General features: G+C 50.6%; 25 protein-coding genes. 12 read left to right on the forward strand and 13 right to left on the reverse strand.

The genetic code is table 11. The annotated features are described in order from the left end of the window. Positions 1–9: 9 nt before the first annotated feature. From psaK to glyA, 9 genes are all read right to left on the reverse strand, one after another. A complete protein-coding gene (gene psaK / locus NC980_RS03705; protein WP_242027245.1) occupies positions 10–276 on the reverse strand; it encodes a photosystem I reaction center subunit PsaK in 267 nt (88 codons plus the stop codon). A gap of 92 nt (positions 277–368) precedes the next feature. Then, positions 369–1,751 (reverse strand): AtzE family amidohydrolase, encoded by a 1,383-nt coding sequence (locus NC980_RS03710; RefSeq protein ID WP_190379778.1) that lies wholly within the window; start codon positions 1,749–1,751, stop codon positions 369–371. Continuing rightward, positions 1,748–1,924 (reverse strand): DUF4089 domain-containing protein, encoded by a 177-nt coding sequence (locus tag NC980_RS03715; RefSeq protein ID WP_190379779.1) that lies wholly within the window; start codon positions 1,922–1,924, stop codon positions 1,748–1,750. The genes NC980_RS03710 and NC980_RS03715 overlap by 4 nt, the downstream gene beginning before the upstream one ends. Continuing rightward, positions 1,925–2,308: a gamma-glutamylcyclotransferase gene (locus tag NC980_RS03720; RefSeq protein ID WP_190379780.1), complete on the reverse strand. Its 384-nt coding sequence runs from the start codon at positions 2,306–2,308 to the stop codon at positions 1,925–1,927. It lies immediately after the preceding gene. Positions 2,309–2,317: 9 nt separating this feature from the next. Beyond that, entirely contained in the window at positions 2,318–2,758 is a 441-nt protein-coding gene (gene aroQ / locus NC980_RS03725; RefSeq protein ID WP_190379781.1) for a type II 3-dehydroquinate dehydratase, read from the reverse strand. Between the two features lie 27 nt (positions 2,759–2,785). Next, entirely contained in the window at positions 2,786–2,923 is a 138-nt protein-coding gene (locus NC980_RS03730) for a hypothetical protein (RefSeq protein ID WP_190379782.1), read from the reverse strand. 162 nt (positions 2,924–3,085) lie between these two features. Further along, positions 3,086–4,348 (reverse strand): competence/damage-inducible protein A, encoded by a 1,263-nt coding sequence (locus NC980_RS03735; protein WP_190379965.1) that lies wholly within the window; start codon positions 4,346–4,348, stop codon positions 3,086–3,088. After that, positions 4,330–5,361 carry an MraY family glycosyltransferase gene (locus tag NC980_RS03740; RefSeq protein WP_190379783.1) on the reverse strand — a complete coding sequence of 344 codons (1,032 nt, stop codon included), beginning with the start codon at positions 5,359–5,361 and terminating at the stop codon, positions 4,330–4,332. Before NC980_RS03740 ends, NC980_RS03735 begins: the two co-directional genes overlap by 19 nt. Before the next feature lie 235 nt (positions 5,362–5,596). Then, entirely contained in the window at positions 5,597–6,892 is a 1,296-nt protein-coding gene (gene glyA, locus NC980_RS03745; RefSeq protein WP_190379966.1) for a serine hydroxymethyltransferase, read from the reverse strand. Between the two features lie 323 nt (positions 6,893–7,215). On the opposite strand from glyA, the gene glmU reads away from it, so the two are divergent. Next, a complete protein-coding gene (gene glmU, locus NC980_RS03750) occupies positions 7,216–8,580 on the forward strand; it encodes a bifunctional UDP-N-acetylglucosamine diphosphorylase/glucosamine-1-phosphate N-acetyltransferase GlmU (RefSeq protein WP_190379784.1) in 1,365 nt (454 codons plus the stop codon). 143 nt (positions 8,581–8,723) lie between these two features. Here the strand turns inward: glmU and NC980_RS03755 are convergent, their stop codons facing one another. Continuing rightward, positions 8,724–9,269, reverse strand: a complete 546-nt coding sequence (locus tag NC980_RS03755) for a response regulator (protein ID WP_190379785.1) — start codon at positions 9,267–9,269, stop codon at positions 8,724–8,726. 298 nt (positions 9,270–9,567) lie between these two features. Here NC980_RS03755 and lipA point away from each other — a divergent pair, with 298 nt between their 5' ends. From lipA to NC980_RS03770, 3 genes are all read left to right on the forward strand, one after another. Beyond that, on the forward strand, positions 9,568–10,494 hold the full coding sequence (gene lipA / locus NC980_RS03760; RefSeq protein ID WP_190379786.1) for a lipoyl synthase: 927 nt from the start codon (positions 9,568–9,570) through the stop codon (positions 10,492–10,494). A gap of 537 nt (positions 10,495–11,031) precedes the next feature. After that, positions 11,032–12,096 (forward strand): PEP-CTERM sorting domain-containing protein, encoded by a 1,065-nt coding sequence (locus tag NC980_RS03765; protein ID WP_190379787.1) that lies wholly within the window; start codon positions 11,032–11,034, stop codon positions 12,094–12,096. A 169-nt stretch (positions 12,097–12,265) separates the two neighbouring features. Then, the gene (locus NC980_RS03770) at positions 12,266–12,988 is read left to right on the forward strand and encodes a hypothetical protein (RefSeq protein ID WP_190379788.1); all 723 of its coding nucleotides are present in this window, start codon (positions 12,266–12,268) and stop codon (positions 12,986–12,988) included. Here the strand turns inward: NC980_RS03770 and NC980_RS03775 are convergent. Continuing rightward, entirely contained in the window at positions 12,985–13,563 is a 579-nt protein-coding gene (locus tag NC980_RS03775; protein WP_190379789.1) for an Npun_F5749 family FMN-dependent PPOX-type flavoprotein, read from the reverse strand. The genes NC980_RS03770 and NC980_RS03775 overlap by 4 nt on opposite strands. Before the next feature lie 57 nt (positions 13,564–13,620). Here NC980_RS03775 and NC980_RS03780 point away from each other — a divergent pair, with 57 nt between their 5' ends. After that, entirely contained in the window at positions 13,621–14,322 is a 702-nt protein-coding gene (locus NC980_RS03780) for an alpha/beta hydrolase (RefSeq protein ID WP_190379790.1), read from the forward strand. Between the two features lie 49 nt (positions 14,323–14,371). Here the strand turns inward: NC980_RS03780 and NC980_RS03785 are convergent, their stop codons facing one another. Then, positions 14,372–14,986 (reverse strand): hypothetical protein, encoded by a 615-nt coding sequence (locus NC980_RS03785; protein ID WP_190379791.1) that lies wholly within the window; start codon positions 14,984–14,986, stop codon positions 14,372–14,374. 180 nt (positions 14,987–15,166) lie between these two features. Continuing rightward, a complete protein-coding gene (locus NC980_RS03790; protein WP_190379792.1) occupies positions 15,167–15,679 on the reverse strand; it encodes a L,D-transpeptidase in 513 nt (170 codons plus the stop codon). Positions 15,680–15,850: 171 nt separating this feature from the next. On the opposite strand from NC980_RS03790, the gene NC980_RS03795 reads away from it, so the two are divergent. The 7 genes from NC980_RS03795 to NC980_RS03825 all read left to right on the forward strand — a co-directional run bounded on the left by NC980_RS03795 (position 15,851) and on the right by NC980_RS03825 (position 22,959). After that, complete coding sequence (locus tag NC980_RS03795) at positions 15,851–16,144, forward strand: DUF2470 domain-containing protein (RefSeq protein WP_190379793.1); 294 nt, start codon at positions 15,851–15,853, stop codon at positions 16,142–16,144. Positions 16,145–16,266: 122 nt separating this feature from the next. Then, complete coding sequence (locus NC980_RS03800) at positions 16,267–17,376, forward strand: glycosyltransferase family 4 protein (RefSeq protein ID WP_199298785.1); 1,110 nt, start codon at positions 16,267–16,269, stop codon at positions 17,374–17,376. A gap of 75 nt (positions 17,377–17,451) precedes the next feature. Further along, positions 17,452–18,474, forward strand: coding sequence for a formamidase (locus NC980_RS03805; RefSeq protein WP_190379967.1), 1,023 nt, complete (start codon positions 17,452–17,454; stop codon positions 18,472–18,474). A 5-nt stretch (positions 18,475–18,479) separates the two neighbouring features. Next, positions 18,480–19,163, forward strand: a complete 684-nt coding sequence (locus tag NC980_RS03810) for an isochorismatase family cysteine hydrolase (RefSeq protein ID WP_190379968.1) — start codon at positions 18,480–18,482, stop codon at positions 19,161–19,163. 75 nt (positions 19,164–19,238) lie between these two features. Further along, positions 19,239–20,438 carry a BMP family ABC transporter substrate-binding protein gene (locus tag NC980_RS03815; protein WP_190379795.1) on the forward strand — a complete coding sequence of 400 codons (1,200 nt, stop codon included), beginning with the start codon at positions 19,239–19,241 and terminating at the stop codon, positions 20,436–20,438. Between the two features lie 49 nt (positions 20,439–20,487). Continuing rightward, positions 20,488–21,300, forward strand: coding sequence for a HAMP domain-containing sensor histidine kinase (locus tag NC980_RS03820; RefSeq protein ID WP_190379796.1), 813 nt, complete (start codon positions 20,488–20,490; stop codon positions 21,298–21,300). Positions 21,301–21,321: 21 nt separating this feature from the next. After that, positions 21,322–22,959 (forward strand): serine/threonine-protein kinase, encoded by a 1,638-nt coding sequence (locus tag NC980_RS03825; RefSeq protein ID WP_190379797.1) that lies wholly within the window; start codon positions 21,322–21,324, stop codon positions 22,957–22,959. The last annotated feature ends 58 nt before the right edge of the window (positions 22,960–23,017 follow it).

Genomic DNA, 23,017 nt, shown 5'->3' on the forward strand with positions numbered 1-23,017 from the left:
CTCCTCTATCTACAAAACGCCAGCGTTACTAAGTCCAAGAATCACACCTGCACCAAGGACATGACCAAAGCTCATGGTTCCAAGCAGTTCAGGAACTCCAAACCCTTCAAACAAAGCGGGAGAATCGAGCGGCAATTTCGGACCCACGCCGCGATTTTTGATCGCGAAGCGTCCGATCGCAACCGAAAACAAACAGCACAGCGTCATGACCAAGCCAACCGCAGGTGTCCATTCGACGGTTCGGGGCATTGTGGCAAGTAGTGTTGAGTAAAGCAACGTTTTTCTCCTGAATCTTGCTAAATCGAAACAATTCACAAGATCCATAGATACCTGTTCGCTGAATTCTCTGATCAAGATTGTTGAAAGAGTTAACGATCGACGACCGGAGCCTCAACGATTCCCTTCGCCTCTAACTCTGCCGCAACCCGCAGCACTAGCGCTTCTTGATATGGAGCCGCGATGATTTGGACACCGAGCGGTAGTCCCGATCGCTTGACCGGAACCGAAACGATCGGCAACCCAATAAACGACAACGGCTGAGTAAACATCCCCAAATTCGGACGCACTAACATTTCCTGCCCGTCTAAGGTCATCGTTTGCTGCCCGATGCGGGGTGCAGCGCAGGGAGTCGCCGGAGCCAAAATAATATCCACTTCTTGAAAAATTTCGCGAACTTGATCGCGAAACCACTGCCGAAATCGCTGCGCTTGTACGTACCAGTGTCCCGGCACTAATGCCCCTGCAAGCAGCCGATCGCGCACGGCAAAGTCAAAATCCTGCGGTCGGGTGCGTAGCTCCTCAAAATGTAAATTTGCTCCTTCCGTTGCCGTAATCACAAAGGCTGCGGCTCGCGCTTGCCCTGATGCGGGTAAGGTTATACGACGAGTCACGCCTAGCGCTTGTGCAACTTGTTCGACAGCAGCAAACACCTCTGGTTCGCCGCCTCTGGCAAAATAGTCATCCGCGATCGCAATCCTCAATCTCTCACTACCTTTAGAAAGCTCCGGCAAGCAGAACTCCGGCGATCGCGCTGTACAAACCGGATCGCTCGGATCATGCCCCTGCATCACGTCAAACAGGAGGGCAAGATCTCGCACCGATCGGGCAAACGGGCCGACATGATCCAAACTGCCCACAAACGGATAGGCTCCCGCTCTCGATAGCCGTCCATACGTTGGTTTCAGCCCAAAGATGCCACAAAACGACGCAGGAACCCGGATCGAACCGTTCGTATCAGACCCCAAGCTAAAGGGAACTAATCCGGCGGCGATCGCGGCGGCTGATCCTCCTGATGATCCGCCTGCGCTACGACCAAGATCGTGCGGATTGCGAGTTGCTCCGTAATGCGCGTTCTCGGTGGTGAAGCCGTAAGCAAATTCATCCATGTTGAGCGCTCCAACCAAGACGGCTCCCGCTCCCTTCAGGCGTTTGATTAACGCGGCATCTTGAGTGGCTGGAGGTTTCTCTGCATTAATTTTCGAGCCTGCGAAAGTTGGAATTCCGGCGACATCGAACAGATCTTTCACCGCAAAAGGAACACCTGCTAACGCACCTGGATCTTCTCCTGCAGCAATTTTTTGATCGATGCGATCGGCAGCTTCTAACGCCGACTCGGATAAAACCGTCGTGAAGCAGTTGTAAGTTTGGTTGTGTTCTGCAATTTGAGCAAGGGCGGCGGCTGTCACCGATTTAGCGGTGACTTCTCGGCTGCGGACGACGATCGCGGTTTGAGTCGCGTCAGGAATGTTCATGGTTCAAATACCGGGGCGGCTTCGATTTCTTCGGGTAACGGAAACTCTAGCACCAACTGCGCGACCGTGTGAATGCGTTCCACATTGGCAACCACGCTCTCACGGTACTCCGCTGGAATCGGCAAACCAACCGCTTCAGCCATGATTTCGACAAATTCGTTTGCGTTGTTCATTTACTGACTCTCGATATACGCTCTCCAACCACCGTACTGCGTGATTTCGACCTGACCTTCGCACAAAAACGGCTCACCCAAAACTCCTAAAACCTCTGTACCGTCTGCGAGCCGAACTTTTCCAATACACAATCCAGGCGGCTCTTGCACCAATAAAGTTGCTAATCCACTTGCCGGAACCGCCCACACTTCAACCGCGATCGCAACTCCGCCTTCTTTCACTTTCAGCATCGCCGGATGACGATCGTGAATCGACCAAATCCGATAGCTCGGTTCCGTCTGATCCTCACGCAAAAACTGGGCATTAAGCGCCAATAAATTCTGATTTAGTTCTAAGCCGCGCATCAATGTTCCATTGACCGCCAACTGTACCGCGCCTTCCATAAAGTCATACTAAGCTTGTCTCAAATAGTGTACAAGCGCATGTAACCCCAAACGGTAGCTATCGGCTCCAAATCCACAGATCTGTCCGATCGCAACGGGCGCAATATAGGAATGATGCCGAAATTCTTCTCGCTTATGAATATTGCTCAGGTGGATCTCAACCGTCGGAAGATCGACCGCAGCGATCGCATCCCGAATTGCCATGCTCGTATGAGTATACGCACCTGGATTAATTAAAATTCCTTGGTGTTCTCCAAGCGCCGCTTGAATCGCGTCCACTAGAACACCTTCATGATTCGATTGCAGCGCTGTAAGTTCAACCTGTAGCGATCGCGCTTCTTGCTTCAGGCGCTGATTAATTTCTTCCAACGTAACCACACCGTAAATCCCAGGCTCTCTTTTACCCAGGAGATTAAGGTTTGGTCCGTGGAGAACCAAAATACTGCTCAAGCTGTTTACCCCGTCATGGGTGTAGGACTAACGGTGGCGATCGCGCACTGGAACTGGAATTGGAATAAGTTCCGCTTCTGGCTCTTCATCAGGACCCATCAGAGTCTCAATCACACGTCGCGCCCATTCTTTGAGCTTTTCCAATACCTTTTCAATATAATCCATCGGTCAGACGGCTCCTTTGATTGGGTTTAAGGGTACTAAAGTCAGAAGTACCTAAGCACTCTCTGATTTTAGCAAGGAGTTTTTCCAAACCATGACTCCCAAGTTAGGAGATCAGTATTCATTCATCATACCGAAAGATAGATTAAAATCAAGCGACAAAGCTTAAGCGCCGCTTAATAGTATCCGTCGAAGCTGGTCGAGCGCACTGCAAGCACTGACTTGACGCACCCAATCACGTCCACGATCGCCAAACAGATAGCGCTGACTGGTTGTGCCTTCTGAGTTCGCTAAGCCAATATAGACCAGTCCAACGGGTTTTTCGTCGCTGCCGCCTCCGGGCCCAGCCACCCCTGTAATGCTAATTCCCCAGGTTGTTCCCAAACGCGATCGCACTCCGGCTGCCATTTGTTCTGCCACGATCGCGCTCACCGCTCCTTGAGTAGCGATCTCCTTTGGGTCAACGCCTAAAAGCCGTTCTTTGACTGAATTATCGTAGGAAATCACACCGCCCCAAAAGTAAGCAGAACTTCCAGAAACGCGGGTGAGCATTTGCCCTAAACCGCCTCCAGTACAAGATTCGGCGACGCTCAGAGTCGCTTGTCGCTCTTTTAGAAGTTCACCCACCACTGATGCCAGCGACTCTTCATCGGCTCCGTAACAATCAATGTCCGCAATCTGCCGCAGTTGCTGTTCAACAGGCGCAATTAACTCTTGAGCTACTTGCTCTGAGGCTGATTTAGCTGAAATTCGGAGCTTAACTTCGCCGTAGTTGGCGTAAGGTGCAACGGTCGGATTCTGCAAATCGAAAAATGTACCAACTTTCTCAGCCAGAGCCGATTCTGAAATTCCCCAAAAGCGCAAAGTGCGGCTGACAATAATTGCTTTTCCCCAGCCTTGCTGTCTGAGATACGGAACTGCAATTTCATGCCACATCCGCTTCATCTCAGTAGGCACACCCGGAAAAGTGAGGATCGTTAGATGCGATCGCGGCCGCCAAATCATACCGGGAGCGCTCCCGATCGGGTTGTGCAAAATTTCCGCACCTTCGGGAATCAGCGCTTGCTTGCGGTTGTTGTCGGTCATCATGCGACCACGCTGAGCGAATTTTGCGGCAATGTCTTCAACAATCTCGGCTTTTTCAATCAGCGGCGTTGAGAAGAAGTCTGCGATCGTTTCGGTCGTCAAATCGTCCGGGGTGGGACCTAATCCCCCTGTGAACACTAGCAAATTGGCACGATCGCTGGCAATTTGAATCGCTTGCTTTAAACGCTCCGGGTTATCCCCAACCACCGTTTGAAAATAATGAGGAATTCCGAGTTCAGCGAACTGTTGAGCGAGAAACTGAGCGTTTGAGTTGAGAATATTCCCTAACAGCAGTTCGGTGCCAACGCTGATAATTTCTGCATTCATCTTGCTGTCCGCCACACTTGCCAACTGGTTACGCTCAAGATGATAGTCGCGGCGATCGCATATCCAACTCCACTCGGCATCCCGGAGACTGCCATCGCCAAACTTCCTGCCCATAGAGTCAGCGAATAGATAAACAGCACGGCTAAACGCTGCGACAATCCAGCCTTCAGCAATCGGTGATGCAGATGGCGTTTATCGGCAACAAACGGGGATTTACCGCGACGAATGCGATCTAAAATTACGGCCGACATATCCAAAATGGGCACTGCCAAAATCACATACGGAAGCAGCACGGCAACGGTAGTGACGCTCTTCACCAAGCCAATCACACCCACCCCCGCCAGCATAAAGCCGATAAAATACGCACCTCCATCACCCATGAAGATCTGAGCCGGGTTGAAGTTGTAGCGCAAAAATCCGAAGGTCGCTCCTGCAAGTGCTGCCGCAAACAGCGCTGCTTGGGGCTGCTGCATAAATAAGCAAGTCCAGAACATTACAAAGGCAGCAATTCCTGAAACGCCTGCTGCGAGTCCATCGAGTCCATCAATCCAGTTAATTGCATTTGCCATGCCGACGAGCCAGATGACGGTAATTGGCAAACTTGCCCATTCTGGAAGTGAAACCAGTCCTGCGATCGGATTGGTTAAGAAATCAATCTGCACCCCCGACTCCCAAGCTAATCCCGCAACTACAACCTGCAAAATCAACCGAGTTTTGGGAGACAGATTGAACAAATCATCCGCCAGTCCAATCAAAAAGAAGGCAATCCCGCCGATCGCCAAGCCCCAAACTTCTGATTCTTTCGTCGGTTTGAGCAGTCCAAAGCCACCTATCCACCAAACGATTAATAGAGCAATCACCACTCCCAGAAACATCGCTACGCCGCCGAGACGAACCATCGGTCGTTGATGAACTTTGCGGTGATTTGGCTGATCTACCAATCCTACGCGCTTACCAAAACGGTTAATGATTGGGGTTGCAACAAGAACAACCAGGAATGAAATCAGAAATGCGGCAAAAAACGGCATTAGAAATCGCAGGTAGGAAGGACAAAAGCTTCAGGCAGAGTTTACTACAGATTCAAGAATCCTTAGCAAAGAATTATGAACCATATTTTCTGTTTCATTCAGAAATTTATTGTCAAAATCATCATCTGTCTGAAGTTAGTTCTATGCCATTCCCAGAAATAAAGGCATCCATCAGTGGATGCCCTTACAGCAATAGTCTGTGTCTTGAAAACGAATCAGGGAAATTACCGAGGCTTTACACTAACGCCGGAACTTGGGCACTGAGATGGGGGTAAAGCGGGAAGCGATCGCACAGTGCGGCAACGCGACGACGACAATCTTGAGCAACGCTTTCGTCTTCGGGGTTGAGTAAGCGATCGGCGATGATATTCGCAATCTCCGTGAATTCTGCTGTGCCCATGCCGCGTGTGGTCATCGCGGGCGAACCCAGTCTCAGACCGCTCGTGACAAACGGAGAAGCGGGATCAAATGGAACGGTGTTCTTGTTCGCGGTAATGTTCACGCCACTGACGAGCTGATCTGCCACTTTTCCGGTCATGTTGATCGATCGCAAATCCACCAGCATCAAATGGTTGTCAGTACCATCAGAAACTAGCTTGAAGCCGCGATTTTGAAGCTGAGTTGCCATTGCTCTTGCGTTCTCAATCACTTGACCTGAATAGGTCTTAAATTCCGGCTTCAGTGCTTCTCCAAAGGCGGCTGCTTTACCCGCAATCACATGCTCCAAGGGGCCGCCTTGGCTACCGGGGAAGACCGCTTTATCTAACTGCTTACCGAGTTCGGCATCGCGAGTGAGAATTAATCCGCCTCTAGGCCCGCGTAGAGTTTTATGGGTGGTGGTCGTGACGACATCACAATAGGGGATTGGACTTGGATGATGTCCCGTTGCGACTAATCCTGCAATATGAGCGATGTCGGCTAACAAGTAGGCTCCGACTTCATCAGCAATCGCTCTAAATTTCTCGAACTCAATCACACGCGGATACGCTGAATAGCCACAAATCAGCAGTTTCGGGCGATGTTCCAGCGCCAGTTCCCGAATCTGGTCATAGTCTAAGCGCTCAGTGGTTTGACTCACGCCGTAATGTTTAACGTTAAACCACTTACCAGAGACGTTTACAGGCGATCCGTGGGTCAGGTGTCCACCGTGCGATAAATCCATGCCCATGATCGTGTCTCCGGGCTGGAGTAGCGTCAGAAACACGGCAAAGTTTGCTTGTGCACCAGAGTGGGGTTGCACGTTTGCGTGTGCGGCTCCGAACAGTTCTTTTGCCCGATCGATTGCGAGTTGTTCAGCGCGATCGACAAATTCACAGCCACCGTAATAGCGTTTTGAAGGGAGACCTTCGGCGTACTTATTGGTCAAGACTGATCCTTGAGCCTCCATCACCGCAGGAGAGGTGAAGTTTTCGCTGGCAATCAGTTCTAGGTGATCTCGCTGGCGTTGCAGTTCTTGTTGCAGCATTTCAGCAAGAGCGGGATCGGACTGAGCAAGAAAATTTGAATGCGTCACAGTGCTTGTTCCTTTAATTCGTCGATCGGAGTTTCGTAATTTTTAGTCGTGCGATTGAGCTAAAGACGGAACCGCATGGCTAGGGTAGGGCAATCTGAGACGACTCAATCACGAATTACGAATGGGGTATCCGGGATTTTTGATCATAACGCTGTTCGATCGAGACTTTGATTGAATCTCTGGATTTTTGGAGAAACTTTGAATTCCGACGCAGAGCCGAGGAAAAAAACCTAAAGCGATTATATGTATTCGATAAAGTGCTTCAGCAGATTCGATCGAGGGGTGAACGATGAAACCGACTCAAGGTATACTCCCTCTCGTATTGAGAGATTGAAAAACCTATGGTAGCGGTTGCAATTCTGGCGGCAGGTCGTGGAACGCGGATGAAATCGGATTTACCCAAGGTGTTGCACCGCTTGGGAAGCCGATCGCTCCTTGAGCGAGTTTTAGGCAGCGCAAGCGCGATCGCGCCATCACGTCGATTGGTGATTGTGGGCTACCAATCAGGGTTAGTCCGTCAGTCGCTCACTGAGTATCCGGAGTCGATCGAGTTTGTTGAACAACCTGAGCAGTTGGGAACAGGACACGCCATTCAACAGTTGATCCCATTTCTTGAGGGATTCGATGACGATTTGATTGTGTTAAACGGCGATTTGCCGCTTTTGCGTTCTGAAACGCTGACCTTGCTGCTCGAAACTCATCGATCAAAAGGCAATGCCGCAACGCTTCTTGCCGCTCACGTTCCTGATCCAACGGGATATGGGCGCGTGTTTTGTGACGAGAATCAAATTCTGACTGAGATTGTTGAGGATCGCGACTGCACGATCAAGCAAAAACAAAATCGCCGGATCAATGCGGGGGCTTACTGTTTTCGCTGGAAAGATCTCGTTCAAGTGCTTCCAAAACTGACCCCGAATAATCAGCAGAAGGAGTATTACATCACTGATGCAGTGAACCATTTCGATAAAGTTACAGTAGTGGATATCGCGGATTATCGGGAAGTTTTGGGAATTAACGATCGCGCTCAACTGGCTCAGGCTTACTCGATTTTGCAAACGCGGATTCGCGATCGCTGGATGAGGGAAGGCGTGACGATCATCGATCCAGCCAGCGTGACGATCGATGATACGGTCGAGCTTGAGGCGAATGTAACGATCGAGCCGCAAACTCACCTACGTGGGAATACTGTGATCCGAGCAGGGAGCCAGATCGGTCCAGGCAGCTTAATCGAAGACAGCCAGATCGGGGAAAACGTTACCGTGTTGTTTTCCGTTGTTAGGGGCAGTGTAATTCACGCGAACGCCCAGATTGGCCCCTACTCGCATCTGCGATCGCCCGTTGAAATCGGCGAAGGCTGCCGAGTCGGAAATTTCGTTGAACTAAAAAACTCGAAATTAGGCGAACGAACGAATGCAGCGCATTTGTCGTATTTGGGCAATGCCACGATCGGCAAGCGCGTCAATATCGGAGCAGGCACGATTACCGTCAACTACGATGGCGTGAAAAAATACCCAACCACGATCGGCGATCGTACAAAAATTGGCTCCAACAATTGTTTGGTTGCCCCCATTACGATCGGTGAAGATGTCACCACTGCCGCAGGCTCAACAATCACCGAAGATTTACCGAACGATTGTCTGGCGATCGCTCGTGCCCGCCAAGTTGTCAAACCCGGATGGCGCAGAAAGGACACTCCAGATCAGTAACGTCAACCAGAGAGAGTTTAGCTAAGCAAAAGCGCTACGGTAGCAGGGTGTTTCTGCTGCTGTAGCGCTTCAAATCGTTTGCTCGATCGCGAACTGTCTTATCTCAGTTCCCCAATCTGTAGCGAGTATTTAGAGATGTGGGATTACTTCAACTTCTGCTTCACAAAGGTTAAGAGCTGACCCATCTGCTTCTTCAAGCCATCAATCTCAGCCTGCATTTTTGCAACTTTCTGATTCAGCGCTTCAATTTGAGCCGCTTCAGACGCGGTCGCAACTGGAGGCGCTTGCGGCGAAGGCAACGGCGCTGGACGGCGTTTCGCCTTTGCCATTGCAGCCTTGATTGCCTCAATTAGACCCTTCTGGTCAAACGGCTTCTGCACAAACTCAAAATACTCAAACGGCTCTTGTAGCTTCTCTGCTACTTCTTCTTTGCGCCCGGACATCAGCACCAAAGGAATTGTTTGCAGTTCAGCGGTACCCTGGATTTGCTGATAAACTTCCCAACCGCTCATTCGAGGGAGCAAGAAATCCAGCATGATCAGCGTCGGACGCTCCTGCCGGATTAAGTTAATTCCTTGCAAACCATCCTTGGCTTCCAACACTTCAAAATTACCTTTCGGCAACATATCTCGCACCATGTTCCGAATCACGGCGCTATCATCGATGACTATGACTTTGTGACTTGCCACAACTGAACTCCTCTAGGGTGATCTAGAAAATCGCAATTGAATCGGGGAAGATTCGCCGGAAAACGATGCAATAGAAACCTCACTGCACTCCTAATCGAATCATTACAGAAAGAAGCAGGGTCGCAATCCTGCAAACTCCGTGCTAAATGTTACTCGATTTGATGAAATACGGACGGCTTTAGTACCCGACTCCGCTGAATTGCTCCCTTATAATGGCGATAGGTCAAAAAACTTCATATTTTTTGCTGCTGGCTTGCGCCAACTTTAGAACGAACTGACCCTTAGCATTCCCTTGTTTATGTCACCCCAAACGAATCGATCTGCAATTTCTGAGCGTCGTGCGATCGTCTCTGCCCTGCCTGATTGGCTACGCCGTTCGATCGGGAATGCCAGTGAAATTTCGACGGTGCAGCAAATTATTAAACAGCGGCAGATTCACACGATTTGTGAGGAAGGGCGCTGCCCCAATCGGGGAGAATGCTATGCCCAAAAGACTGCCACGTTTTTACTGATGGGGCCTACCTGTACGCGATCGTGCGCGTTCTGCCAGGTGGATAAAGGACACGCACCGATGCCACTCGATGCGGAGGAACCCCGAAAAGTTGCGGAATCGGTACAACTTCTGGAATTGCGATATGTCGTGCTGACCTCAGTAGCGCGAGATGATTTAGCCGATCAAGGCGCGGGTTGGTTTGCGGAAACGATGCGGCAGATTTGCGTGATCAATCCACAAACTCAAATCGAGGTCTTGACTCCGGATTTCTGGGGTGGACGGCAAGACGGCACTTCACCTGAAACCTTACAGCAGCAGCGAATCGCGACGATCGTGGCCGAAAAGCCCGCTTGCTACAATCACAACATCGAAACGATCAAGCGGCTACAGGCTCCGGTGCGACGCGGTGCTAAGTACGATCGCACTCTCCGAGTCTTGCAAACAGTGAAAGAACTCGATCCCACGATCCCGACAAAATCTGGCTTGATGTTGGGACATGGAGAAACGGAAGCAGAAGTGATCGAAACGCTGCAAGATCTAAGAACGGTCGGCTGCGATCGCGTCACGATCGGGCAGTATATGCGTCCATCGCTAGAGCATCTCCCAGTGCAGAAATATTGGCATCCTGACGAATTTGAGCGTTTAGGCAAGATTGCACAAGACATGGGATTTTCTCACGTGCGATCGGCTCCGCTAGTTCGCAGTTCATACCATGCTGGCGAGGAAGCCTAAACTTCTGATTAAGCCCTAATGGATGCCTACCCTTCGATAGAGGTTAAGAGAGATGTATCAGTTCTAATTTAGGAAATCATTGGGGCTCCAGTAAGCGCGGAAAATGCAGGGTGTAAAGATTAGCCGCGTGAGGAGTAATCAAATGCAGGATTGCTGATTAGCCGCATACTTCGACCAACATTTACAACAGCGGTGAAGCTGATCTAATCAGATCGATTGCCGCTTACAGAGTTGGAGTGCTGCACAAAAGCAATCGGCTGCAATTAAAACGAATTGCATGGGTCAAATGGCCCATCTCTTTGAGATGCCCAGCTCTATTTAGCTACTCAGATTGACTTGGATGTTTCTAGCGACATAATTCCCGCCAAAATTTCGCTCCTCCGCAAGGGTGATGCTGTTATTACACAAACGTTTTTACACTGAGCGGAAGTTAAAGTCGCGCTCCTCATGACTCCTTGGCAGATTTAGCTTGCAGCGAGAATTGCAGCGAGCGCTTCCAGGGCGTTAATCATAGTCCTTTCATAGAGTCAGCTTTAGATGGTGTCAGAACAAAGTCCTACTTCAAGGCAGTGTGTGAGGAGGCAGCCTTTATTCCGCTGTACTCCACCTGAAAATCCGGATCGGCGTAGAAATCGTCTTACCACGATCGCATTTACGCTCTCATTAGGATGGTTAACCAGCAGTTTAGTGCTGCCTGCACGGGCTGCGGATCTGTCGATCGGCAACCAAGGTATCCGAGTCAATCGAAATGCAACTTTAGAAACCGATTTTGTCGAGTCTCACGGCGCATATCAATCCACGTTCGGCGTGATCAACTTGACCACGAATGAGAAAACGCCCCTGCTGATAGAAACCAAACCCTCGGATAATCCCGAAACAATTTTCCGACCGTCTACCAAAATTGATGATGTCGGCAGTCAGCAAGACTTCAGCGGAACTCCCGGAAATGCGGTTCCCCAGCCCAGAGGGAAGTACACATTCCAACCGAATAACGATTACGTTTTCTACCTAGAGTCTTCATTCAATGGCAGACCTACAGGTATTCTCTATTCCACCGATCGCTTAAATCCCAACGCCGAACAGCACGTTCGGTTCACAGGCAATATCACGGAGTTATGCCAAACTGGAGGAATGCAGATTGGATGGGATGATACGGGGTCAAGAATTGTGCGAAACCGTCCAGCACAAGACCGCGACTATGATGACTTTATTGTGAGGCTGCGAGATACTGCCTGTCCCGTTGGAGGGGGTGAACCCCCTCCTGTGGTATCAGGTGCTGGGACACCTCCGGTGGCTCAAATTCCCCCTGTTGCGCCGATCGCTGGCGGCGGTGGCGGTGGATTCTTAACACCGCTCCTGATTGCAGGCGGAATTGCAGGATTAGCCCTTGGGCTGAGCGGCGATAGCGACAGCGGCGATTCCTCTCCCCCGATCGACATTGGCGGCGGCGGTACTGGCGGCGGTGGCGGTACTGGCGGTGGTGGGGGTGGCGGTCCCACAGAGCCAATTCCAGAGCCGATGACGATTCTTGGATCAGGGGCAGCGATCGGATTTGCAACCCTAATGCAGCGCCGCCGCGCTAAGAAAAAGAAAAAAGACTAACAGTCAACTCAATGATAGAAGTCCCTTGCTGAAGGGGCTTTTTTTTGCTTAAATTCAGCCATCGAGAAAGTGGCTTGTTTCCGTAAATATTCCCATACACGTTTGAAGCTTTCATCAAGAAAGGGGAATCCTACTCGATCGCACGATCGTACTGTGCTAGAAATTAGCCATGTCTTCAGCTAGGAAAGGTGCAATGTTTGGCTTAATAAGATTGTGCGCGATCATTAGTGGAATGTCTGGGATTGTTCTGAGTAGTGCGCTGTTTCCGATCGTCACTCAAGCAAAAGAAGATTGGCTGATCGCTCAAGCACCCCTTCCTGCACCGGAATCCCCTGCTGCACCTAGCTCGGTGATTGCGCCTCCGGCGGTTCCTCCCGTCCCGCTTCCCAGAAGACCTGTTATTCGGACTCCCAGAAGACCTGTTCGCCCAACTCAGATCACGCCTGCCACCCGGACTCCCAGAGTTCCTGCTCGCCCGACTCGACGGATTCCGATCGAGCCATTCCCCATGCCGGGGGATTATCGCCGCCCACTTCCTGATTTACCTGCGCCTCCCGATATTCGCACCATGCCGCAATCAGGCGACACCATGTTGAGCGGAATTTCTGGCAGAGTTTCTTTCACACCGATTTGCTCAGTGACAGCTCCTGCAAGCACTTGCGCGACTCGTCCCTATACAGGAGCATTAAAAATTTCCACAACTTCTCGCGATCAATTCTTCCGCGTCACACCTGACGCGCAGGGCACTTTCCGCGCTCGTCTCGCACCTGGACTGTATGTGATTGAACCTGACGCGCCGAATTTCCCGATCGGCACTGGACAAACCTTTAGTGTGATTAGCAGTATTGTGCGTCAGGTGGAATTCAATTTCCAGGGAGTATTGTCCCGTTAAGGGTTGACTGCTTCAACAATCCAGTCTTCTGAGTTTAAGTGATACTGATAGCGATTCTGTGGATTGCCGCGTAATTCTAGATGATCCACATCAGTTGGATTCAGCAGAAGTAGACAAAACTGCTGGAGTGGATCAATTGGGCTGGGTGCAGGAGGGGAAAAGGTTTCGTCTCCTGCGCGGAGCTGTCCTGGATGTGCCCAAGCAAACTGAGTTCTAGCGCTATCCGATAGCTCTTGCCATATTTGTTGTCGTGCTGTTTGCAGTCGCTGGTCTGGATTTGTATGGTCGATTAGGCTCAGCTTTCCCGTAATGCGGAACTGTTCGCGGGTGTTTGGAAAGTACCAGCAGACCTCAGCCCAAGGGCAATGTTCGATGTGCTTTGGCTTTTCGCTGCGATCGTCGCTGACAAATTTAAGCTGATTTGTGTCATCCAGGAAGCCGCGAAAGACGATCGTACGATTTGCAGGTCTGCCATCGGGTCGAACCGTTGCAAGTTGGACATACCGAGCATAAGGCAGAGAGCGATTGCGATGAAGCGCACCCGCCAGAATAGAACGCCAAGGAGCTAAGGACATAGGGGAATCAAATAAATGCTTTAAGATCCTACATGAAGCGTTTCTACTGATGAATTTATGGCACTGCCGACTGTGATTTTACCAGGGTATCTTGCGGGCGCAAACGATTACCGCGAGATGCAGCAAACGTTAATTGACCTCGGAATTTCAGCCGTGACGGTTCCCTTAGTAAAACGAGATTGGTTGCCAACCTTGGGCGGTCGATCGATACTGCCGATTCTAGAAGCGCTCGATCGTACCGTTCAACAAGTCCGGCAAACTTACGCTACCGAGAAAATTAATCTGGTTGGACACTCAGCAGGCGGGTGGATTTCGCGCATTTATCTAGGTGAGAACGCCTATGATGTGCATGGAATGAGCAGCGATCGCACCTATGTCTGGCAAGCGCATCAGTTTGTTTCAACGCTGGTGACACTCGGTACACCGCAAACGAGCTACGAACGCTGGACGCTCAAGAACCTAAATTTCGTCAATTTTACTTATCCCGGTGCGTTTTATCCGCAAGTGAAATATGTCTGTGTCGCGGGTAAATCCATTTTTGGAGCGCGGCGGTTGGGTAGTTGGCTTGCCTACAGCAGCTATCAACTCACTGGAGGACGGGGCGGTACTTGGGGCGATGGCATTACGCCGATCGAAGCCGCTCATCTCGAAGGCGCGGAGAATTTGGTTTACGAAGGGGTGAGTCATTCACCGCGATCGCCCGGACGCTGGTATGGCTCTGCAGAAGTTGTCAAACAGTGGGCAACGCATCTCAATTGACACAAAAAAGAGGGGTGTAATCGCACCCCTCTTTGAAGGCTATACCGCTTTACCAGAGTGCGCGAACACCGCCAGAGGTGCCGCTGCTTCCCGAATCACTCTCAGAGGGAGTAGAACTCGGAGTGGTGGATGAGTCAGGAGTCGTGGTACTCGGTGTCGTTTGAGTCGAGTCAGGAGTCGGTGTCGGAGTGGTCTCCGTCGAGCCAGAGGGTGTAGTTGGTACGACTACATCACCAGAGGAACCTCCCGGAGTGGTGGTGGGTGAAGTTGGGCTAGTGGTTTCTGGAGCAGGTGCGACTTGACCCGGTCGGTTAGTCGGTGTGACGGTGGAAGGAGCTGTTTGAGAAGAGGAAGGCGTTGAACCCCCTGCTTCACTAGGACTCGCTTCCACGGGCACCGACGAAGGGTTCGATCTCGGTGAAACCGGTTGCTGTGTTGTCGAACCGCCCGAAGTCGAGCCACCCGTTGTTGAATTTTGTGTTGAATTTTGTACCGTCGAGTTTTGGGTTGTCGTTGAAGACTGAGCCGCCCGATTGTAGGGAGCTTCGTTAAAAATGCTGGGGTTCGGATTTAGCGGAGATTGCGCCATCCCAGGCAGCGACATCAATGATCCAAAGCCAGCAATGCCGATCGTACTCGCTAATTTCTTGATCTTTCCGTTCATCGGTACTCTCCCTTTTGCTTGATGTTGACAAGTTCGGTTGACTGATTGGAACTCACCGAATGGGCGGAAGCGAAATCCGAAGTTGGACTCACAACCATAGGTTGCAGTTTAGGCACTATGAGGGATCAAGGCTCTCTGCCTGTGGTTCGATTTATCCCTAGAAGAAATTTCATAGATTGCTTAGTTTTTGACGACTACCTCTGTCCCCAGACCGACTTTACCGAAGAGTTCTTCAACATCGCGGTTGTACATCCGAATACAGCCATGAGAAGCCGCAGTGCCGACGGATTCTGGATTGGGAGTCCCGTGAAATCCGATCCAGTTTTTTCCGTCTGTCCAAAATCCAATCCAGTATTGTCCGAGTGGATTTTCTGGGTCGCCGCCCGGAACCTTTGAGCCATTTAAGGGATGAATCCATTCGGGATTGCGGATTTTTTGCTTCACCGTGTAGGTACCGATCGGGGTTTCCCATCCCGGACGACCGACGGCGATCGGGTAGGTTTTGACTCGACGATCGCCCTGATAAACATTCACCCGCCGTTGTTTCAGCCGAATTTCTAATCTCAAAGGTTGTGCGATCGGCTGTGATTCTGGAACGGGTTCAGTAACAGGTTTCGAGAAACTCGGTTGGGGACTCAATAGCGCTGCACAAGCAAGCAAAACTCCTACACACCACACTGTTTTTCGCTGCATCGGTTGTTAGGACAGAACTACACCCAAGACGAAACCAGATTGCGAAACACCGATTCATCTGCCGAAGGCGTGAGATCGGCTTCGTAGAACATGCAGAAAAGCCGCCTGCTAGCGAACAAGACTCCTCATTTCGCAGTACGGTATCATCGAATCAGTGCATAGGAGGGAGTTATGTCTGAATCCGTCAGTGAAGCCTTTTCGCCTGCGGTGAGCGATCGCATTTGTAGCCATATGAACAAAGATCATGGCGATGCGGTGCTGGTTTACGCGCAATATTTTGGCAAGGTCAAGGATGCAACGACTGCTGAAATGAAGTCCATTGATGAAAAAGGCATGGATCTTTTGGCACAGGTGAACGAAGAAACGGTTCCGGTGCGAGTGACGTTCGATCGCACTCTAAAAGACGCAAAAGAAGCGCACATTATTCTGGTAGAAATGCTGAAGCGCGTTCGACCGAGCGACTAGAGGACGCACAGAAACTTCTTTAGTTCCTGAAATTGTGTGATCGCGCTCACGATTTGGGCATTTAAAGGAAGGGTAATCTGATGCTCTTCTGGGCGGACTGCGGTTCGCCCTTTTTCCTGCTTATGCCCCAGAATCATGTTTTTGTTTTTCTCGAAGTCTTCTCTTGCGAAGGCGGAATTCAGTCCTATGTCAAAGATATTCTGCGAACCTATTCGCAAATCGATACGCTGAGCGCTGATATCTTTCTTCTACGAGATCGCGCATCCGTCGAAAATCCGTTTGCATCAGATCGATCGCGGTTTCATTACTGCAAAGATCGATCGCCCAGGTTGGGACGAGTAAAGTTAGCGATTGCTCTATTCACGCATCTTTTAAAGCACCGTCCGGACCGAGTTTTTTGCGGTCACATTCTCCTTGCTCCTTTAATTCAAACGCTCTGTAAACCGTTGGGAATTCCTTATACTGTGTTGACCTACGGGAAGGAAGTTTGGGAACCGTTACCGAGTGGAAAACAACGCGCTTTGCAGAATGCCGATCGCGTTTGGGCAATTAGTCGGTATTCGTGCGATCGAGCTTGTGCAGCGAATGGAATTGAGCCTAATAAAGTTGATTTCCTCTTTTGTGCGGTGGATGGTTCCGTGTTTCAACCTCAAGCAAAAGACTCAGAATTGTTGCGGAAATACCAGCTTGAGAGTTGCAAGGTTTTAATGACTGTTGCCCGCTTGTGGTCGGGCGATCCCTATAAGGGTGTAGATGTCACAATTCGCGCTTTGCCACAAATTCTCCGAGTGTTTCCCAATGTGAAATATTTGGTGATTGGGCGAGGAGACGATCAGCCACGATTAGCAAAACTGGCGGAAGACTTGGGCGTGAGCGATCACGTTGTGTTTGCCGGATTCGTTGCCGCTGAGGAACTTCCGAAACATTATTGTCTTGCAGATGCGTATGTGATGCCGTCTCAAGAAGGCTTTGGCATTGTGTATTTGGAAGCATTAGCGTGCGGCGTACCTGTGCTTTCAGGGGATGCAGATGGATCGGCAGATCCATTGCAAGATGGGCGTTTAGGGTGGCGAGTTCCGCATCGTGACCCCGATGAAGTGGCGATCGCCTGCATCGAAATGCTCAAAGGCGAGGATCAGCGCTGTGCGGCAGAGTGGTTACGCCAAGAAAGCCTTGCAGCGTTTGGTAAACCTGCGTTTGTTCAGCGCTTAAAGGAACTGGCAGGTCTCTAACCGTATCGTAAGGCACGAATTGCCCTCAGAAAAGTGTGATAAAGCTGACACACAAACAATCTTGAGGGCAGGATGATGAGTGGACTAGGTGGCTTAAACAAGACTCCAAACGGTGTGGTTTTGGGGTTGGTGCAGTTGCAGCTTCCGAACGTGGTGACACCCGATGATCTGGCGACACAGACCGATCGCATTTGCCAGATGGTCGGCAAAGCGCGACGAAATATGCCGACGATGGATCTGGTGGTCTTCCCTGAATACTCGCTGCATGGCTTGTCGATGGACACCAATTCAGAAATCATGTGCCGCTTAGACGGAAAAGAAGTCCAAGCGTTTCAGAAAGCTTGCCGGGACAATCACATCTGGGGATGCTTTTCGATTATGGAATACAACCCCCACGGCAATCCCTATAATAGCGGTATCATCATCGACGACACCGGAGAACTGAAACTGTATTACCGCAAGCTGCATCCTTGGGTTCCAGTCGAACCGTGGGAGCCTGGAAACTTGGGGATTCCTGTGTGTGAAGGCCCGAACGGCAGCACGATCGCGCTCATCATTTGCCACGATGGCATGTTCCCGGAAATGGCGCGTGAATGTGCCTATAAAGGTGCAGAAATCATGATTCGTACCGCAGGCTACACCGCTCCAATCCGTCACTCCTGGCAAGTCACCAATCAATCGAACGCGTTTTGCAATCTGATGTACACTGCCTCAGTCTGCATGTGCGGCACCGATGGCACGTTTGACTCGATGGGTGAAGGTATGTTTGTGAACTTCGACGGTGCGCCGCTGGTGATGGGTAGCCATCGTCCGGATGAGATCATCACCGCAGAGTTACGCCCGGATCTGGTGCGTGAAGCCCGGAAGCATTGGAGCGTTGAAAATAATATCTATCAGTTCGGGCATCGCGGCTACGTGGCGGTAAAAGGTGGAGCGCAAGACTGTCCTTACACTTATATGCAAGATTTAGTCAATGGCAGTTATCGCTTGCCTTGGGAAGACGAAGTGATTTACACCGATGGAACCTCTTGCGGATTTGCGACTCCGACACGATCGTACCGTGGCGAAGAACTCCCGACCTCTGTGACCGGAGGTTAAGCATGATGTTCGTTGAGGCTGATCCGTATCCCTATCCGTTTAATGGCGATCTGCGTCCTGAAAACACGGCGCTGATTGTGATTGATATGCAGACGGACTTCTGTGGCAAGGGCGGGTATGTTGACAAAATGGGCTATGATTTGTCGCTGACCCGCGCTCCGATCGAACCGATCCGCAATCTGCTGACGGTCCTGCGATCGCTCAACTACACGATTATTCACACCCGCGAAGGACACCGCCCGGATTTGTCAGATCTACCGGAGAATAAACGCTGGCGATCGCAGCAGATCGGCGCTGGTATTGGTGATCCAGGGCCTTGTGGAAGAATTCTGGTGCGGGGCGAACCTGGATGGGAAATCATTCCTGAACTGGCACCCTTGCCCGGAGAAGTGCTCATCGACAAACCCGGAAAAGGATCGTTTTATGCAACCGATCTGGATTTGATTCTGAAACGCAAGAATATTCAGAATTTGATTCTCACCGGAATTACAACCGATGTCTGTGTACACACCACGATGAGAGATGCCAACGATCGCGGCTACGAATGCTTGCTGCTGTCTGATTGTACTGGCGCAACCGATTATGGAAACTACCTTGCAGCGCTCAAGATGATCAAAATGCAGGGCGGTGTCTTTGGGGCAGTCTCCGACTCGATCGCGCTCATCACCGCCCTAAAAGCAGGATTGTGACAGACTATACAATCTGATTGGAGGAAACAGACTTCAATCGATCGCGTTTATTAGTATCCGAAAAAGGAATCAACGATGAGCAAGAATGATGAGCGTCATTCACGAGTTTCCCGCCGTCAGGTTGTGCGGGGACTCCTGGCGACCGGAGCCTTTGGCGCAACCTCGAAACTCTGGACAGGATGTACGCCGGCTAACAATACAAACACCGCAACAACGACCCCAGGTACAAGTCCAGCGGCAGGAAAAGAGCTTGCCATGGGGTTCATCTACGTCGGACCTAAAGATGACTTCGGCTATAATCAGGCGCACTCTCAGGGCAAAGAAGGGTTGAAAGCCCTAAATGTTAAAACGGTCGATCAAGCCAGCGTTCCTGAAACTACCGAAGTCCAAGAAGCCATGCGGAACATGATCGAGCAAGATAAAGCTACGGTCTTGTTTCCAACGTCATTTGGCTACTTCGATCCGCACATTCTCAAACTTGCCGCCGATTACCCTGAAGTGCAGTTCTTCCACTGTGGCGGACTCTACGATGCCAATAAACACCCAAAAAATGTGGGAAGCTACTTCGGCTACATCGACGAAGCCCAATACGTTGCGGGCGTAGTCGCTGGGCACATGAGCAAAACAGGCAAGCTCGGTTTTGTGGCAGCAAAACCGATTCCACAAGTGCTTCGCAACATCAACAGCTTTACGTTAGGCGCACGTAGCATCAAGCCGAACATTACAACTCAGGTGATTTTCACGGGGGATTGGTCGCTGCCGGTCAAAGAAGCTGAAGCCACAAACAGCTTGGTTGACCAAGGCGCAGATGTTATTACCTGCCATGTGGACAGTCCAAAAGTAGTGATGGAAACCGCAGAAAAACGGGGCGTGTTTACGTCGGGCTATCACGCCAACCAGGCATCGCTGGCACCGAAGGGCTATCTGACGGGTGCGGAGTGGGATTGGACAAAGGTGTATAGCGAATATGCCAAGATGATTCAAGAAGGCAAGACGCTGATGAATGGTGGGATTCCGCATTTGCTTAGAGGCGGATACAAGGATGGATTCGTGAAGATCTCATCCTTTGGTTCTGCGGTGTCTGATGTTGCGAAAAAAGATGCAGATGCAGCGATCGCGAAAATGCAGTCGGGTTCACTGGTGATTTATAAAGGTGGACTGAAAGATAACACCGGAAAAACAGTCGTTCCAGCAGGTAAAGATTACGGCGCAACTGCGATCGAGCTTGAATCGATGAACTGGCTGGTTGAAGGTGTAGTCGGCAAAACCGCCTAGAAATTCACTGCCACCGCTAAACTCGTAGACGGGATTAGCGGTGGCAAGCATGAACTGGATTTATTTAATTGCAGGATTGAGCCTCGGTTTTGTCGGTGGATGGTTGGCCCGAAAGGCTCCTCAGAATAATCAGGAGCTTGAACTAGCGTATCGATCGCTGCTCGAACTCAGCCAATTCAAAGCGGGATTTCTGGCGCGAACGTCTCATGAATTGCGATCGCCCCTCAACGGCATGATCGGCGCACATCAGCTCATTCTTGCGGACTTGTGTGAATCACCTGAAGAAGAACGCGAATTTATTGCCCAGGCAAATGAGTCTGCACTCAAGCTAGTCAAGCTACTCGATGAGGTTATTCATATTTCTAAAACTGAATACGGAACAGGCAAATTAGACCTACAACCTGTTTCTATTTCTGATGTGTTTGATAATGTATATTCTTTAACGCATCTATTATCGGAAAATCGGAATCTACCCTTTTATTTAGCCTCACCTGATCCTGACCTCAGGGCTATTGCCGATCACAAATCGCTTTTGCAAGTGTTAACCAGTTTGATTAGCAGCGCGATCTCGACGATGCAGGAAGGCTCGATTAAACTTTCGGCACACGCAGATGCGAATTTTGTGTATATCGATTTGGAAGACGAACGCCCGATTGAGGTTTGGCAAGAAGCGATCGACTTGCTCAAACGAGAAGCGCCACCCGATTTGGAACCGCCCTCGTTAGGATTTAGTCTATTGCTGAATCAGAATCTCATGGAGTTTATGAAGGGTCGGTTAGAATTGGTCAAGCTGCCAATGAACTCAGCAGAAACTATCACTCAACTCCGATGCACTCTGCCTCGAAATGCGGTTCAATCATAAAGCGGTCAGGCTTGATTTGGCATGGATTCTCTCGTTGGTACAACGCTCTCAAACGGTAAATACACCCTGCAAGCGATTATTGGTCAGGGTGGATTTGGTGTGACTTATAAGGCGATTCATCACTTTTTGCATCAAACTGTAGTGATCAAAACGTTGAATGAGTCCCTACGATTCGAGCGAAATTTTGCCGATTTCGAGCGCAAATTCCAGGATGAAGCGCGGCGGTTGGCGCTGTGTGTGCATCCGAATATTGTGCGCGTGAGTGATTTTTTCATCGAAAGCGATCGCTCGTACATGGTGATGGATTACATTCCGGGCAAAACACTGGAGGAGATCGTTTTTCCGAATCGACCGCTATCGGAAGCGATCGCAACTCACTACATCCGGCAAATCGGCTCAGCGCTACAAGTGGTACACCGCAACGGATTGCTGCATCGAGACATCAAACCTGAAAACATTATTATTCGTGAAGGTACCCAAGAAGCCATTCTGATCGATTTTGGCATTGCACGGGAATTCACACCGAATTCAACGCAAACGCATACCCAAATGATGTCAGTCGGATATGCACCGATCGAGCAATATTTCGCTCAGCAAAAACGCAGTCCTGCAAGCGATGTTTACGGTTTAGCCGCAACGCTATACGCATTAGTTACAGCAACCGTTCCGATCGCAGCGATTCTACGAGATCACGAACGAATGCCCGAACCGCGAGAACTCCAACCCTCGGTTAGTCCGGGTGTGAACCAGGCAATTCTGCGGGGGATGGCAATGAACGCCGCCATGCGCTCTGCCAGCGTTGAAGAATGGTTATCCCTTCTGCCACAGGATGCCGTCACGCCGTCACAAACCTTCACTGCTCCTGTAACGCAGGCTTCCAAAGTTTCGACTGCAACTGCCGCAACGATCGCGTATGCCCCAAGAACCGAAGAACCGATCGCAACGACAAAGCCAAAATTGCGCCTAGCTTGGCTGCTTGCCGCTTTAACCGGACTCACCTTAACTGGAGTGGCGATCGCACTGCTCTCGCCGCGATCGCGCCAAATATCTGAACCCGCCGTAACGCTGAATTCTCCGAGTCCACTCCCTTCGATTTCGCCTACGCCGTCTGAAGCCCCAAGTCCGTCCCCCGTCCAAATCGACCTACCCCAACCCAAACCTAGCGCTTCGATTCCGCCATCTCCCAGCCCTGAAGCAACTCCGGTCGCGCCGTCTACCCCGGAACCTTCTCAAACAAAAACTCAATCAACGGGTCGTGTTCCTGGTTTCGCGGTTGGCACGTCGGAACAGGAAGTGCGAGCAATTCTGGGAGAGCCTGCACAAACAGGGCGCGGCTATTGGCAAAATACTCGCAGCGCTTTGTATGAAGTTGTACCCGATCGAATTACGCTTGCCTATCTGTACGACCGATCGACAAGCCAGATTCGGCAAACTGAAGCATCATTTGCTCAATCGGTTGATGATTTAACGCTGCAAGTGACCGTCAATGGAATGCTAGGTAGCCGCGCCACATCGGAAGTCATCAACGGGTTGAAGCAAGTTTATCGGCGAGAACGCAATCGCTACCGATTTCAACAAGGCAATCTCAAAGGTGTCATTGAGCGGAACGAGCGCGATCGTATTTATGTCGGAGTTTGGGACGCCGATTTACACGATTAGACCTTAAGCGAGTGGTATTTCATTCTACTGTCCGAGCTTCTTGCACTTCAGAAACTAC

This window comes from Leptolyngbya sp. AS-A5 (assembly GCF_039962495.1).
In the GTDB taxonomy this organism is placed as follows: Bacteria; Cyanobacteriota; Cyanobacteriia; order Leptolyngbyales; family Leptolyngbyaceae; genus Leptolyngbya.